The sequence below is a fragment of the Sphingobacterium sp. UBA7631 genome, assembly GCF_002483935.1.
Classification (GTDB): Bacteria; Bacteroidota; Bacteroidia; order Sphingobacteriales; family Sphingobacteriaceae; genus Sphingobacterium; species Sphingobacterium multivorum.
In genome coordinates this window covers 275,199-289,927 of the sequence record NZ_DLIX01000010.1, presented here as the reverse complement: position 1 = coordinate 289,927, position 14,729 = coordinate 275,199, and the positions used below count along the sequence as shown (strand labels likewise).

13 protein-coding genes are annotated in these 14,729 nt (G+C 39.6%); 9 read left to right on the top strand and 4 right to left on the bottom strand.

Translation table 11 applies throughout. From position 1 onward, the window contains the following. The first annotated feature begins 12 nt into the window (after positions 1-12). Both B3P16_RS17590 and coaA read left to right on the top strand, forming a co-directional pair. Entirely contained in the window at positions 13-414 is a 402-nt protein-coding gene (locus tag B3P16_RS17590) for an OsmC family protein (protein ID WP_286843750.1), read from the top strand. A 132-nt stretch (positions 415-546) separates the two neighbouring features. After that, entirely contained in the window at positions 547-1,506 is a 960-nt protein-coding gene (coaA, locus tag B3P16_RS17585; RefSeq protein ID WP_286843749.1) for a type I pantothenate kinase, read from the top strand. 2 nt (positions 1,507-1,508) lie between these two features. Here coaA and B3P16_RS17580 read toward each other — a convergent pair whose 3' ends face one another. Then, on the bottom strand, positions 1,509-2,351 hold the full coding sequence (locus B3P16_RS17580; RefSeq protein WP_286843747.1) for a mechanosensitive ion channel family protein: 843 nt from the start codon (positions 2,349-2,351) through the stop codon (positions 1,509-1,511). 177 nt (positions 2,352-2,528) lie between these two features. Between B3P16_RS17580 and B3P16_RS17575 the strand changes: the two genes are divergently transcribed. The 4 genes from B3P16_RS17575 to B3P16_RS17560 all read left to right on the top strand — a co-directional run bounded on the left by B3P16_RS17575 (position 2,529) and on the right by B3P16_RS17560 (position 9,640). Then, complete coding sequence (locus tag B3P16_RS17575) at positions 2,529-4,628, top strand: heavy metal translocating P-type ATPase (RefSeq protein ID WP_286843745.1); 2,100 nt, start codon at positions 2,529-2,531, stop codon at positions 4,626-4,628. A 163-nt stretch (positions 4,629-4,791) separates the two neighbouring features. Beyond that, entirely contained in the window at positions 4,792-7,356 is a 2,565-nt protein-coding gene (gene gyrA / locus B3P16_RS17570; RefSeq protein ID WP_070568875.1) for a DNA gyrase subunit A, read from the top strand. Positions 7,357-7,364: 8 nt separating this feature from the next. After that, positions 7,365-8,465, top strand: coding sequence for a tetratricopeptide repeat protein (locus tag B3P16_RS17565; protein WP_070568880.1), 1,101 nt, complete (start codon positions 7,365-7,367; stop codon positions 8,463-8,465). A 2-nt stretch (positions 8,466-8,467) separates the two neighbouring features. Then, positions 8,468-9,640 (top strand): tetratricopeptide repeat protein, encoded by a 1,173-nt coding sequence (locus B3P16_RS17560; protein WP_112376491.1) that lies wholly within the window; start codon positions 8,468-8,470, stop codon positions 9,638-9,640. A 56-nt stretch (positions 9,641-9,696) separates the two neighbouring features. On the opposite strand, the gene B3P16_RS17555 is transcribed toward B3P16_RS17560, so the two are convergent. Together B3P16_RS17555 and B3P16_RS17550 are read right to left on the bottom strand one after the other, a co-directional pair. Further along, the gene (locus B3P16_RS17555; protein WP_286843743.1) at positions 9,697-10,134 is read right to left on the bottom strand and encodes an FKBP-type peptidyl-prolyl cis-trans isomerase; all 438 of its coding nucleotides are present in this window, start codon (positions 10,132-10,134) and stop codon (positions 9,697-9,699) included. A 110-nt stretch (positions 10,135-10,244) separates the two neighbouring features. Beyond that, a complete protein-coding gene (locus B3P16_RS17550) occupies positions 10,245-10,658 on the bottom strand; it encodes an OsmC family protein (protein WP_286843742.1) in 414 nt (137 codons plus the stop codon). 172 nt (positions 10,659-10,830) lie between these two features. Between B3P16_RS17550 and B3P16_RS17545 the strand changes: the two genes are divergently transcribed. Together B3P16_RS17545 and B3P16_RS17540 are read left to right on the top strand one after the other, a co-directional pair. Further along, positions 10,831-11,082, top strand: coding sequence for a hypothetical protein (locus B3P16_RS17545; RefSeq protein WP_046673571.1), 252 nt, complete (start codon positions 10,831-10,833; stop codon positions 11,080-11,082). A gap of 52 nt (positions 11,083-11,134) precedes the next feature. After that, positions 11,135-12,322, top strand: coding sequence for an MFS transporter (locus tag B3P16_RS17540; protein ID WP_286843741.1), 1,188 nt, complete (start codon positions 11,135-11,137; stop codon positions 12,320-12,322). A 101-nt stretch (positions 12,323-12,423) separates the two neighbouring features. Here B3P16_RS17540 and fabV read toward each other — a convergent pair whose 3' ends face one another. Continuing rightward, complete coding sequence (fabV, locus tag B3P16_RS17535) at positions 12,424-13,626, bottom strand: enoyl-ACP reductase FabV (protein ID WP_286843739.1); 1,203 nt, start codon at positions 13,624-13,626, stop codon at positions 12,424-12,426. A 189-nt stretch (positions 13,627-13,815) separates the two neighbouring features. Here fabV and B3P16_RS17530 point away from each other — a divergent pair, with 189 nt between their 5' ends. Further along, positions 13,816-14,727: a multidrug resistance efflux transporter family protein gene (locus tag B3P16_RS17530; RefSeq protein ID WP_286844402.1), complete on the top strand. Its 912-nt coding sequence runs from the start codon at positions 13,816-13,818 to the stop codon at positions 14,725-14,727. The last annotated feature ends 2 nt before the right edge of the window (positions 14,728-14,729 follow it).

The window sequence follows — 14,729 nt, the reverse complement described above, 5'->3', positions numbered from 1 at the left end:
TTTCTATCGCTTATGGACAATGAAGTAATCGTTTCAATAGGGAAAATCCCCTATACAACGACAGTACAATACGGTAAGCATCAAATAACGGTCGATGAACCTGAAGATATAGGCGGTGAAGATCAGGGCATAAACCCTACTCCATTACTGTTATCATCCTTAGGCAGCTGCAAAGCCATTACCGTCAAAATGTATGCGGACCGCAAAAATTGGCCGCTGGAAGAAGTACAGGTGCGTTTATCTTATGAGGTGCAAACAAGTGAGCAGCAGCAAACGACCTATATACAATGCTTTATCAGATTTAAAGGAGATTTAGATGAGGTGCAAAAGCAACGGTTGTTCAAAATTGCTGAAAAGTGCCCCGTTCATAAGATATTATCAAATCCTATTGTAATAACTTCAAATCATTTATAATGTTTCTTGGGATAACGGATAACACTATTTATATTTGTCCGCGCAAAAAAGACCTTTAATAGCTCCTAGAATCGAATAGAAAAGGTTACTTGTCCTGCAATATAGATAATTGGAATAAAAATAAAGCAAACAATGCAATTGGATCCACAAATAGCAATAGACTCGCCTTTTAGATCGATCAAACGTGAAGACTGGAAAAATTTAAACGGAAAAGTATCGCACAATTTCAGTGTCGAAGATCTGGAAAATCTCCATGCACTGAATGAACCCTTGACAAATCAGGAAATAGAAGAAGTCTACTTTCCCTTGAGTCATCTACTTGAGATTCATATTGATCGTTTCCAAAGTCTTCACCAGCGTACAAACCGCTTCTTTGGCAAGGAAGTGAGCAAACTGCCTTATATCATCGGTATAGCTGGGTCGGTTGCTGTGGGAAAAAGTACGACAGCCCGTGTGCTACAACGTGTGCTTAGTTTACTCCCGTCCAAACCGAAGGTCGATTTGGTGACCACAGACGGTTTTCTTTACCCAAATCAATATCTTATCGAACGTGGTATTCTAAACCGAAAAGGCTTTCCTGAAAGCTATGATGCTAAAAGATTGATTCATTTCCTTTCAGCAGTGAAATCAGGAGCTCCAAAAATTACGGTTCCAGTATACAGCCACCTGGTCTATGACGTGTTGCCAGACGAACAGCAACAAGTGATTGAACAACCCGACATCCTTATTGTAGAAGGGATAAATGTATTACAAGTCAATTCCCAGCGACCACGAAAGGGACATAGCGTATTCGTTTCCGACTTTTTTGATTATTCAATCTATGTACATGCCAGCGAGAAAAATCTTATTGAATGGTATACCAATCGATTTGAGTCACTGCGTGCCACTGCATTTCAAAATCCGGCTTCATTTTTCCATAAATATGCAAATATGACAGCTGATGAAAGTCACACCATGGCTGTAAATATCTGGAACGAAATTAATAAGCCCAATCTAATTAAAAACATTTTGCCAACGAGATATCGCGCCGATCTTATTTTGGAAAAAGGAAGCCACCACTTTGTTAAAAATGTCAAAGTAAGAAAGATTTGACCCTACAGTCTCGTAAACTGCAGGATTTCATTTAATATGCTGCTTTGTACCTGTTGATGTACTTTATTGCTGGACGAGATTGCACTAACCTCAACTTTATACTTGATATAATCTTTAGTCATATCGGCGACCTTAATTGTAAAACCTTGGGAATGATCTAAATTTGGATTTTTTTGTAATAATGGACTTAAATACTGTTCCAATTCCGCCACTGCAAACGAGCGATCAATCGGCAATTCGAATTTTACAACAATTTTATTTGACTTTTGGGAGGTCTTATTGACCAACGTTGCAGTAAACACCAAATTATTGGGAATCATCACAGCGTCGTCATCTTCATCGCGCACAACCAGATTAGCCAGCGTGATATCCACGATTTTCCCCTGATATTCGCCGATTTTTATGCGATCGCCTACAGAAAACTGATCCGAAAACATAATAATCAAACCAGATATCATATTCGTGATGTATTCTCTAAAAATCACAGCGATAGCCATTGCGACAATTGTCATGCTGGTGATAAAATCTTTTGGGTTAATCCCAACCGCTATCATTAGGCTGACAATAATGAAAAAGACATTGCCTACCGTGGCGACACGCGTAATTCCAAGCACAAAATTACCCCGTACAACCTGCTGCTCATTTCGGCTATTGTATAGTTTTACAAGGATAAAATGACCAATGGAGATCAGGACACTAGCTGTTAGAAAAGTATTTAAGCCGTATGCCATATTCCGGATGATCTCCCGCTGCTTATAAAAGGTTTCAAATTGAACAAAGGATGCCGTTAGCGCAATCAACAATATAATTCGGACGATAAAAGAAATTGAAATCGGTTTTGTCATTTTTTACACAAGCTTAAGTTGTCTATCTAGTCAAATTTAATGTTCTCCCATTCACTATTCACGATATTTCATATAAAATGGCTTCAAACAGGCTTGCTAAACTAAACAATTTTACTTTACGTAAAAAGCATTATCAGGAAATAGCTATCTTTGCCTAAAGACATTACATGCTATTAAATGAAGGAATCGAACGTGCAAACTGAACTTAACGTAAGCGGAATGCACTGTGCAAATTGCGCTATTTCAATCCACAAATACCTAGAAAACAACGGTGCTAAGGATATCTATGTCGATTTTGCATCAGATGAAGTGAAATTTTCGGAGATACCGCTGGAACAAATACCTGTGCTGGTAAAAGGCATTGAGTCTTTGGGGTACAAAGTTATGGAGGGTAAGGATAAGAAACCTAGCTTTTGGAAATCTATCGAGCTTAAGTTCCTCTGCTGCCTCATCTTTACGATACCCTTGTGGAGTCACATGTTTACGAATTTACCTATTCTGCATGATCCCTTTATCCAACTCGCGCTTTGTGCCCCAGTTTACATCATTGGTTTTTCCTATTTTGGCATCAGTGCATTTCGTTCCATCTGGAACAAAATGCCCAATATGGATGTACTCATCTTTATTGGATCTACAGCTGCTTTTGCCTATAGTCTCATTGGTACATATTATAATCTAGGACATGATTACCAGTTCTACGAAACATGTGCAACAATCATAACATTGGTATTTTTGGGAAATGTCCTCGAAAAAAGAGCCGTTACCAAAACCACATCAGCCATCAAAGAGCTGGTTAAATATCAAGATATACCCGCTATCAAAATTGAAAATAACCAAGAAGTCGAGCTATTAGCCCGAGAAATTAAATCCGGTGATATTTTAAAGGTAAATTCTGGAAATCTCATCCCCGCTGATGGCGATATTTTGGAAGGACAGGCTTGGGTGGACGAATCTATGCTAACCGGAGAAAGTCTACCTATTGAAAAACTTAAGTATGATGCCGTCATTGGCGGTACCTTACTAACCGAAGGAAATATCAGAATCGTGGCGACCAAAGTTGGGTCTAAAAGTGTACTGTATCAGATTATCCAATTAATTAAAGATGCGCAGAGTAAAAAGCCTCCTATTCAAAAATTCGGTGATAAAGTAGCCGCTTATTTCGTTCCAATCGTTGTGACGATATCATTTTTCACTTTTTTTGTTACTTATTTTATCGCACAATTGCCGCTGCAGCAATCCCTCATGAATGCCATAGCTACCCTTGTTGTATCCTGTCCATGCGCTATGGGGCTAGCCACACCTACTGCTGTCATGGTTGGCCTGGGAAGAGCTGCAAAAAGTGGAATACTGATCAAAGGCGGAAGCACCATCGAGGAGATGTCCGATCTCAAACAGATGGTATTTGACAAAACGGGGACCCTAACGACAGGCGATTTTAATATCAAAGCGATTCAGACCTTTGGTATCGAACAATCGCAAGTCGAATCGATCATCGCACAATTGGAGAGTTATTCGAGCCATCCGATCGCCAAGTCGATCCGAAAACAGCTCAAGGAGATAAAATCTTACCGCATTATCTTTAAGGAAGTTAATGAAATAAAAGGGAAAGGAATCTTTGCGACCGACACAAATGGAAATAACTATTCCATTTGTAATGCAAAACTTGGCGAAAAAGATTACTCCAATCGCTACGACCTTACCTTAACCATCAATGGCGTTGTAATTGCAGGCATTGTCCTCGAAGATCAGATTAAGCCCTACGCAAAGGAACTGATCCAATACCTCAAAGATAGAGGCATACGGCCTATTCTTTTGAGTGGAGATCGACAAAGCAAATGTGAACGCACAGCACAGAAACTTGGTATTGCAGATGTATATTGGGACAAATCGCCAGAAGAAAAATTAGCAATCTTGTTCAAACTCAAAAAGAATGGCCCTACCGCAATGGTTGGTGACGGTATCAATGACGCTCCTGCATTAGCTGCTGCCGATGTTGGCATCTCGCTTGGCGATTCGACACATATTGCCATCCAATCGGCAAAGGTGGTTTTATTAAACAATGAGCTCAAATCTATTGAAAAGCTGCTGAAAATTGGTCACCATACCCTATTGACGATAAAGCAAAATCTCTTTTGGGCGTTCGCGTACAATATTGTGGCCATACCGCTTGCCGCGGTTGGCTTTCTCGGACCTATGCTTGCAGCCCTTAGCATGGCCTTTTCAGACTTAATTGTCATCGGCAATTCGATTCGGCTCCGCTTTAAAAAAATCAAATAAAAAGGATACCCCATAAGTACCAAGACAATCCATAAAAGATTGTCTTTTTTGTGTATATTAGGGCTTAAATCATTCGCTTTTGAGGTTAAATTTTTGTAACTTCGCATGCGTGGCAAGCCAGTTTAGAGGGCTTGCATACTAGTTTTATTGAAACCAAATTCATATGGCTGAAGAAACAGAAAACGACAACAATCTTGTTCCGGCAAACGACCGGATTATCCCAATTAACATCGAGGATCAGATGAAGTCTGCCTACATTGACTACTCCATGTCTGTCATTGTATCAAGAGCACTTCCTGATGCGCGTGATGGCATGAAGCCAGTACACAGACGTGTTCTTTATGGCATGCTGGACTTAGGGGTTACCAGTGGCAAGCCTTACAAAAAGTCTGCCCGTATCGTTGGTGACGTATTAGGTAAATATCACCCACATGGTGATTCATCCGTTTATGACACCATGGTTCGTATGGCTCAAGATTGGAGTTTACGTTATCCTTTGGTAGATGGTCAAGGTAACTACGGTTCCATCGATGGCGATCCACCTGCGGCGATGCGTTATACGGAGGCAAGATTAAAGAAAATTGCCGAGGAAATGCTATCTGATATCAACAAAGATACGGTTGATTTCCAAAATAACTTTGACGATTCCCTACAAGAACCAACAGTCCTTCCCACCCGTATTCCAAATCTCCTGGTCAACGGAGCTTCGGGGATTGCAGTGGGTATGGCTACAAATATGGCCCCACATAACCTATCCGAGGTTATCGATGGCACAATCGCTTTTATTGATAATCGTGATATCGAGGTTTCGGAATTGATGCAGCATATCAAAGGTCCAGACTTCCCTACAGGTGCATTAATCTACGGCTATGCTGGGGTTCAAGATGCTTGTAATACAGGTCGTGGCCGTATTGTTATGCGTGCAAAAGCTGAAATAGAAGCAACCAAATCGGGTAGAGAGCAGATTATCGTCACCGAAATTCCTTATCAAGTGAACAAGGCGAATATGATCGAGCGTACAGCCGAATTAGTTAACGAAAAGAAATTAGAAGGAATTTCTGCTATTCGTGATGAATCTGACCGTACCGGGATGCGTATTGTGTACGACATCAAGCGCGATGCAAATGCAAATGTTGTTTTAAACAATTTGTTTAAATACACAGCGCTACAAACTTCATTTTCAGTAAACAACATTGCTTTAGTTAAAGGAAGGCCAATGCTGTTGAATCTGAAAGACATGATTCACGAGTTTGTCGAGCATAGACATGAGGTAATCGTTAGACGTACACGCTATGAGCTGGCGGAAGCTGAAAAACGTGCTCATATTCTAGAGGGGTATTTAATTGCCTTGGATCATTTGGATGAAGTCATCAAATTGATCCGTAATTCGGATACTCCGGAAGATGCACGCCTTGGATTAATGGAGAAATTTGGCCTATCCGATCTTCAGGCTCGCGCGATCCTTGATATGACTTTACGTCGTCTAACAGGACTAGAACGTGATAAGATTAAAGAGGAATATGCTGAATTGATGAAAACAATTGACTATTTAAAATCGATATTGGAAGACGAGGGACTTCGTATGAAAATTATCAAAGATGAGTTAATTGAAATCAAAGAAAAATACGGTGACGAACGTAGATCCCAGATTGTACACTCTGCTGAAGATATGCGTATGGAAGATTTTATTGATGATGAAGAAATCGTTATCACAATCTCCCATAATAGTTACGTAAAGCGTACACCATTATCCGAATACAAACGTCAGGGTCGCGGTGGCCGCGGATCAATTGGCACAAATACACGCGAAGAAGATTTTACCGAACATATCATTACAGCCTCGGCACATAATTATATGCTGCTATTTACAGAGGCAGGTCGCTGTTTCTGGTTGCGTGCATTTGAGATTCCTGAAGGAAGCCGTACTTCTAGAGGTCGAGCACTTCAAAATATCATCAACGTTCCAAAAGAAGAGAAAATAAAGGCCTTCATCCTGGTGAAGAACCTGAAAGACCAAGATTATTTGGAAAACAACTTCATTATTATGTGTACCAAAAAAGGTACGATTAAGAAGACGTCTTTGGAGGCCTATTCTCGTCCAAGAGCAAATGGTATCAATGCGATCAATATCAATGAAGGCGATCAATTGATTGAGGCTTGTTTGACTACTGGAAGCAGCGAAATTGTCATGGCACTCCGTTCTGGTCGCGCAATTCGTTTCAATGAATCTACGGTTCGTCCAATGGGCAGAACGGCAACAGGTGTACGTGGTATTACCTTGGCAGCGGAAAGCGATGAGGTGATTGGCATGATTAGTGTGAATGATTCGGAAACTACCGTGTTGGTCGTTTCTGAAAAAGGATACGGAAAACGTACAGATATCGAGGATTATCGCGTAACGAATCGTGGTGGTAAAGGTGTGAAAACAATTAATGTCACCGATAAGACAGGCGAACTCGTTGCAATTAAAGGCGTTACAGATAACGAAGATTTAATGATCATCAACAAATCTGGTATTGTTATCCGCATTGCTGTAGAAGAATTAAGAGTAATGGGACGTGCAACACAAGGTGTAAGGCTCATTAATTTGAAAGATAACGACGAGATCGCGTCTATTACGAAAGTCGATCGTGAAGAAGAATCTGAAGAAGAGTCTGAACTGACCGAAGAGTCAACGGAAAATGGTGATTCGACTTCTGAAGAAAACACGGACTCAAACGAAGAATAAATAGTCTAATGAAAAACTTACTGATATCATTGTTAATATCTGCAAGTAGTTTAACTGTTGTTGCCCAATCCAATTTAAAGGAGGGCAGCAACAGTTTTGCTTTATATACCAAAACTGGCGAATTTAAAAATCTTGAAAATGCGCGAAAGTTTGCAGACGCCGCCTTCCAATCAAAGAAAGATTCGGCTTCTGTCAATAATAACCTTTTAAGGGCATTGGTATATAGCTCCTTGGCAGTTGCAGATTCAACAAGGAAGCAGCCCTATAAAATGGATCCTATCGACGTATCCATCAAATCACTTAAGCTTCTGGATCAAAAAAAAGCACGTCGAAACTTTCCTGCGGAAATGGACTACATTCGTCAAAATCTTGCTGGAGCCATATCCTATCAGGGAGCGTTGGCTTTAAAAGATGGCAAATTTGACAAAGCTTATAAAGCTTACCTTCGAATAGATTCACTTGGTTTCAAAAATAATGATCTCAAATATAATCTGGCGGTACTCTCCGGCAAGAATAAAGATTATATGAATTCAATCAAATATTATGACGAACTTATTAAAAGTGAACATCCAAAGCCTAATTACTTTCTTGAATTAGCACAGATTTATTCGCTCGGAGGTACTAAACAGGATGTCTTGAACGTTCTTGAAAAAGGACATGCTATATTTCCTGAAAATAAACAGATACTTTTTAGATTAATTGATGTGTATTCAGCCAATAATTCTTATGACGCTATCTTAAATGTCATTGCTGATGCCATCCGTTTAGAGCCTGAAAATGTCGAACTGAATTATATTGCAGGCTATTCTTACGAAAATGCCAATGATATAAAACGAGCGAAAGAATATTATAATAATGTATTACGATTGGATCCGAATAATTATGAATCTAATCTTGCATTAGGGCTAATCAATCTGGAGACTTTATTAAAGGAACCTTCCAACCAGGATATACAAGAGTTGACCATCGAGTATCTGTTGAAGGCAAATGAGATTAAACCCTATGATGTCAATGCGCTTAAAGCTTTGGCTAAATATTATAAGCTTATTGATGACGCATCACAATTAGACAGAGTGAATTTATTATTGAATCAATTAACAGTTAAATAGATATGAATTTAAAATCTCTATTATTATTAGCAGCAATAGGTACTGTATCTACCTCAGTTTCTTTTGCGCAGACGGGCAATGTTAAAAAGGCAAAATCTGCCCTAGCGAAATTCCAAGAATTGAAAGACGCTGGTACGGTTCAATTGGGTATTCCTAATTTGAAATCGGCGAAAGAAGCTATTGACGCAGCTGTTGTCAATGACAAAACAAAAGATAATGCGGAAGCGTGGACGGTATATGCATTGGTAAATGCAAACCTATCAACAATAGATAAGTCATCTGAATTAGCGAAATTGGCTGAGGACGGAATTGCGAAAGCAAAACAGCTGGATACAGACGGTGCGAATAAAGCGAATATTACTGTTGCAGAACAAATTCTGGGACAATATAATTTCAATTTGGGAGCAGAAGCATATCAAGCACAAAAATATGCTGAATCGTACAGCTCTTTTACAAAAGCGTTGACCTATCTTCCTGGAGATACATTAGTTACTTATTACAGCGGTGTTGCAGCGCTATCAAATAAGGATTATAAGAATGCTGTGGAACGTTATAAAGAACTAATTCCAAGAAAAGATTTCTCTTCGCATAAAACGATTATGGTCGATCTACCGAAATTGTACCTCTCTATGCAAGATACAACTTCAGCACTTGAATATGCAAAAAAAGCGGCTGAAGCTTATCCAGATGACAATGCGGCGATGACTCAAAACATCGAATTGAATCTGATTACAGGCCACGAAAAAGAAACAATTGATGCTATCACTGCACAATTAGCAAAAGATCCAAACAATAAAAGCTTAAATTATTACCTAGGCATAGCCCAATCTTCAGCGAAAAACGAAGACGCAGCAGTTGCAGCATACAAAAAAGCATTGGAGATTGATCCTAACTTTTTTGAGGCAAATACAAATTTAGCAATCACGTTAATGAACAAAACACGTGAAAAATTAAATGTTGTTAATAATAACAGAAAATTGACGCAAGCGCAATATGATGCAGAATTAAATAAGATTAAAGCAGAATTAAAGCCAGTGCTTCCTTACTTAGAGAAAGCAGTTTCTTTGCAACCAAAAAATGTAGATGCTTTAACGAACTTAAAGAACTACTATATTTTTATGCAAGACGAAGCTAAAACGGCCGAGATCAATGCTAAGATCAAAGAAGTGGAGTAAAAAATAAACTTCCATAAAAAAGCCCGNNCGGGCTTTTTTATGGAAGTTTTTTAGGGTTAAGCTAAAATCGCAATTAACTCAATCTGAAATATCAACGTACATTCTCCTCCTTTTCGAGGTAACAACTCTTCCTTTCCATAAGCCAGTTTTGGTGGAAGGCACACCTCCCAGATTGATCCAACCGGCATCATTGAAATCGCTTCTTGCCAACCCACAATGAGTTCATTAATATAAAACGTTTCGGGGCGCTTCCGCTTATACGAACTATCGAATACAGTTCCGTCTAAAAGCTCGCCTTTATAATGGCAGATAACTTTAGCCGACTTCTTGGGAATTTGCCCCGCCCCCTTTGTTAATACCTTATAATGCAAACCCGATGCGCATACGACTACTCCTTCTTGCTGGGCATACTTTTCCAAAAATGCCTTTCCAGCTTCCAGATTATTTTCCGCAAGCGCTGCTGAACTTAACTTATTTTTCTTTCTCTGAACCAAAACTCAATGGATTAAAATTCAATATTGCTAATTATTTATGTTAGCCTCAAAAATAACAGCTTTTTCTCCTTTTAACGAAAAAAGACCAAGTCTTTGTTCGATAGAATATCTTATGAAAGGAGCTTTGCATCCAAGGTTTTTTCGAAACTGAATGCCTTACTCACCGGACAGTTTTCCTTCGCTTTATGCGCTATTGTTTGAAACTCAGTTTCGCTTATCGTTGGCACCTTTCCTTGCAGTTCAAGTTCAGATCGCACAATTGAACCATTCTCGAACACGATTGTAGAAACTGTTGTTAGTTCTTCCGGAACAAAACCGGCCTCAGAAAGAAAAGCACTCAATTGCATGGTGAAACATCCTGCATGTGCTGCTGCCAATAATTCTTCGGGATTTGTCCCCACACCATTTTCAAACCGTGTCGAAAATGAATATTGCGTATGATCCAACGCTGTACTGTCTGTAGTCAGGCTACCTTTTCCTTCTTTCAGATTGCCGTTCCATTGGGCTGTGGCTTTTCTTCTCATGTTTTCTATGCTAATTATTTAATTTTTCTAACGTTAATTTCTCCTTTCGCGATTCTAGCCTTTCAGGTATCTTTTATAGAACAAATAGCCGATCAAAAAGTTGTACACTTTGAATAATTGATGTCGCATTTTGAACAGCGCTTACGTTAACAATTGTATTAAAACTAAACTCATGAATAAATTATTGTACCTTTTTATCCTTGTAATCGCCTTTAATTCATGTAAAACTCGTCAAGTCAAAGAACAGGCTTTGATACAGGACTGTCCTGAAGAGAAGATTGTCAATAAAATACCTGGTCCCCCAGTAAAGGGCGAATCTGAAAAAGTTTACTATATCTATCAAGGCAAAAGAATTTCACCAAAACAATTTGACCAAGAATGGCTCGAGAAAAATTGTGATATTAAAGAGACAGTTGTTTATTGATTTTATTTCTTAAAACAAGCATAAAGACGTAATTTCGCCTAAAATTTTTATAATGACAATTTCTCTTCGGGAGGTCAATCAAAAGATTTTAGGCTACGTCTCTTTAACTTTCCTTGGTTACCTCACAATCGGCCTATCGCTTGCTACCCTCCCCATCTTTATTCATCAAACTTTAGGATTTAATACTATTATTGCGGGACTGGTTATTAGCGTTCAATATATCGCTACTTTCCTACTACGCGGTTATGCAGGAAAAATTGTGGACACCAAGGGCCCCAAGATTTCCGTTCTGCGCAGCATGTTATTTTTTGCATTATCGGGACTCCTTTTATTGCTTGTTTTTCTATTCCGGTCTCAGCCTCTGCTCAGTTTGGGTCTCCTACTTATTACCCGCTTGTTTACTGGAATTGGAGAGGGTCTAGTGGGTGCGAGCCCTATAAATTGGGCATTAATGGAGCTCGGCGACGAACATGCCGCAAAAGCGATCTCTTTCAACGGAATAGCCAGCTATGGTGCATTGGCTATTGGTGCGCCCTTGGGTGTGTTGCTGGTGGATCATATCAATTATGAAGCTTTGGCTCTATTGACCAGTGCTATTGGTCTGCTCGGCTATTTTTATTGCCGCGCAAAAACACCCTATCAAGTGGCGGGTAAAAAGGCTGAAAAAGTGAGTTTTAAACGCGTATTGCTTTTAGTAGCTCCCTTTGGAATTTGTCTTGCTTTAGGTGGTCTGGGGTTTGGCAGCATCTCCACTTTTATGACGCTTTACTATGAACATTTCAATTGGGAAAATGGGGCAGCGTGCTTAACTTTATTTGGCGTATTTTTTATTTTAACACGGCTAATTTTCAATAAGGTCATTGACCAATATGGTGGGCTCAAGGTTGCCTTAGTTAGTCTTTTCGTTGAAACAGTAGGCCTCACGGTTATCGCCGTGGCAATTGATCCCTTATGGACCCTATTGGGCGCTGCGTTAACGGGTTTTGGCTTCTCACTGGTATTTCCTGCGCTTGGTGTCGAAGCCATTAAACGGGTAGACCAAAGTCAACAAGGCTCTGCTCTGGCTGCTTATGGGCTATTTATTGATATTTCACTTGGCATCACAGGTCCATTAATTGGCTTTGTGGCCAATAATAGGGGGATGACAGCGATATACCCATTTAGTACCATGATGGTCTGCATTGGTTTTGCCGTTGTTGGAAACCTACTCTATCAAAAACAGCGAGAGCTGACACCATAGTCTCCACTAAACATCCGTACATCGTATCAAAGATATACCTACAAAAAGAGCGGTGAATGTTTAAACATTCACCGCTCTTTTTGTAGGTATATTCGTTAAAGTTAACCTTCAATACTAGGTACGCCAACAACTTCATTGGTATCAGCATTGTAATCGATACCCTCAAAATTGAAACCGAACAAATTGAAAAACTCGTTACGATAACCTTCAATATCTGAAATTTCGGCTAAATTTTCAGTTGTTGCTTTCTCCCACAATGCTGCAACTTCAGCCTGAACATCTTCACGCATTTCTAAGTCATCAACACGGATACGACATTTCTCATCAAGCAATACTTTACCGTCAGCAGTATAAAGTCGCTCAGCAAACAAACGTTGCATTTGCTCTATTGTACCTTCGTGAATTCCTTTTTCCTTCATTACTTTATACAATAAAGAAATGTATAAAGGAACAACAGGAATAGCTGAGCTTGATTGCGTAACCAGAGCTTTATTTACCGATACATAGGATACACCATTAATATCGCTCAAAATCGCGTTTATGGCAGGCACTGTGCCTTCTAAATCGTCCTTCGCACGACCAATAGTACCATTACGGTAAATTGGATAAGTAAGTTCAGGACCTATGTAAGAATAGGCAACTGTTTTCGCTCCATCAGCTAACACACCAGCAGCCTTAAGATCTTCGATCCAAAACTTCCAGTCTTCTCCACCCATAACAGCTACAGTATTCGCAATATCTTCTTCATTTTCAACAGGCTGAATGGTAATATCTGAAATTACACCCGTATGGAAATCTACCGTTTTGTTGGTAAATGGTTCTTGTATCGGTTTCAAAACAGAAGCATGTGCTACCCCCGTTTTTGGATGCGTACGGCGTGGTGATGCCAAACTGTAAACCACTAAATCAACCTGTCCCAGATCCTTTTTAATAAGTTCAATAGTTTGTTTTTTCACTTCGTCCGAAAAAGCGTCACCATTGATACTTTTGGCATATAATCCCGCCTCATGGGCTTCTTTCTCAAAAGCTGCGGAATTGTACCATCCAGCAGTCCCGGGCTTGCCTTCTGCCGCAGGTTTTTCAAAAAATACACCGATTGTAGCAGCTCCAGAACCAAATGCTGCAGAAATCCGAGATGCAATACCAAATCCAGTAGAAGCACCGATTACCAATACTTTCTTTGGACCATTCGCGATCTCACCTTTGGATTTCACGTATTCAATTTGATTTTTAATGTTTTGCGCAGCCCCTTGTGGATGCGAGGTTAAACAAATAAAACCTCTAGTTCTTGGTTGTATAATCATCTTGATTAATTTTCTTACTACTTGTTTTATTGATTAGGCAAAATAAGGAATTTTAAATGAGAAAATCGCGATAAAAATCAATTAGTTTTTGTTTCATTTTCATTTAAACGGACATTTGCTTACTTTCACAAAGTTAAGTATACATCCCATTCCCCTTATTTATGCCAATCCAATTTACAATAAAAAAGAATAAAAAAAAATGCACTTTTTTTAGGAACGCTAGCCGCCTTATTTTTTGCCAGTACCTTCGTTCTAAACCGCATTATGGCCGTGTCCGGTGGAAGCTGGCAATGGACAGCCTCCTTACGGTTTATTTGGATGCTCCCAGTCTTACTTATCATTGTTGCCATAAGAGGAAACCTCATCGATTTACTTAAAGAAATCAGATCCAACCTTTGGCAATGGCTTCTTTGGAGTACCGTCGGATTCGGACTGTTCTATGCGACGCTTACCTATGGCGCAAATTATGGCCCATCTTGGCTCGTAGCCAGCACTTTCGAATTCACCATTATAGCCGGCATGTTTATTGGTCCGCTGCTCGAAAAGAAAGGTCAGCGAAAAAGCATATCAAAAGCTTCACTCCTCTTCTCCATTCTAATTTTTTTAGGTATTCTTTTGATGCAAATTTCAGAAGCCCAGTCAACCTCCTTAAACAGCATGTTATTGGGAACCATCCCTGTATTGATCGGTGCCATTGCCTATCCCTTAGGTAACCGTAAAATGATGAAAATATCAAATAATAGGTTAGATGCTTTTCAACGCACGCTCGGGATGACGCTCTGTAGTATGCCATTTTGGATTATCCTGAGTCTATTTGGCTATTCTGATCATGGTTTACCAACTGATAGCCAGCTCTTCCAAACCTTTTTAGTGGCCATTTGTTCGGGGGTGATCGCAACACTTTTATTTTTCTCAGCTACTGATTTCGTTCATCACGATCATAAAGCCTTAGCAGCTGTAGAGGCAACACAGGCCATGGAAGTTATTTTTACGCTGCTAGGCGAAATTCTCATCTTGCAGGCGGCACTTCCAAATGTATATTCCTGTATGGGTATTGTATTGGTGGTCATTGGCATGATACTCCATAGTCGCACAAGTTAATA

What these genes read in the sequence shown, in the direction of transcription:
- B3P16_RS17590 (WP_286843750.1), top strand. Translation starts at nt 13, where the DNA reads ATGGACAATGAAGTAATCGTTTCAATAGGGAAAATCCCCTATACAACG.
- coaA (WP_286843749.1), top strand. Translation starts at nt 547, where the DNA reads ATGCAATTGGATCCACAAATAGCAATAGACTCGCCTTTTAGATCGATC.
- B3P16_RS17580 (WP_286843747.1), bottom strand. Translation starts at nt 2,351, where the DNA reads ATGACAAAACCGATTTCAATTTCTTTTATCGTCCGAATTATATTGTTG.
- B3P16_RS17575 (WP_286843745.1), top strand. Translation starts at nt 2,529, where the DNA reads ATGAAGGAATCGAACGTGCAAACTGAACTTAACGTAAGCGGAATGCAC.
- gyrA (WP_070568875.1), top strand. Translation starts at nt 4,792, where the DNA reads ATGGCTGAAGAAACAGAAAACGACAACAATCTTGTTCCGGCAAACGAC.
- B3P16_RS17565 (WP_070568880.1), top strand. Translation starts at nt 7,365, where the DNA reads ATGAAAAACTTACTGATATCATTGTTAATATCTGCAAGTAGTTTAACT.
- B3P16_RS17560 (WP_112376491.1), top strand. Translation starts at nt 8,468, where the DNA reads ATGAATTTAAAATCTCTATTATTATTAGCAGCAATAGGTACTGTATCT.
- B3P16_RS17550 (WP_286843742.1), bottom strand. Translation starts at nt 10,658, where the DNA reads ATGAGAAGAAAAGCCACAGCCCAATGGAACGGCAATCTGAAAGAAGGA.
- B3P16_RS17545 (WP_046673571.1), top strand. Translation starts at nt 10,831, where the DNA reads ATGAATAAATTATTGTACCTTTTTATCCTTGTAATCGCCTTTAATTCA.
- B3P16_RS17540 (WP_286843741.1), top strand. Translation starts at nt 11,135, where the DNA reads ATGACAATTTCTCTTCGGGAGGTCAATCAAAAGATTTTAGGCTACGTC.
- fabV (WP_286843739.1), bottom strand. Translation starts at nt 13,626, where the DNA reads ATGATTATACAACCAAGAACTAGAGGTTTTATTTGTTTAACCTCGCAT.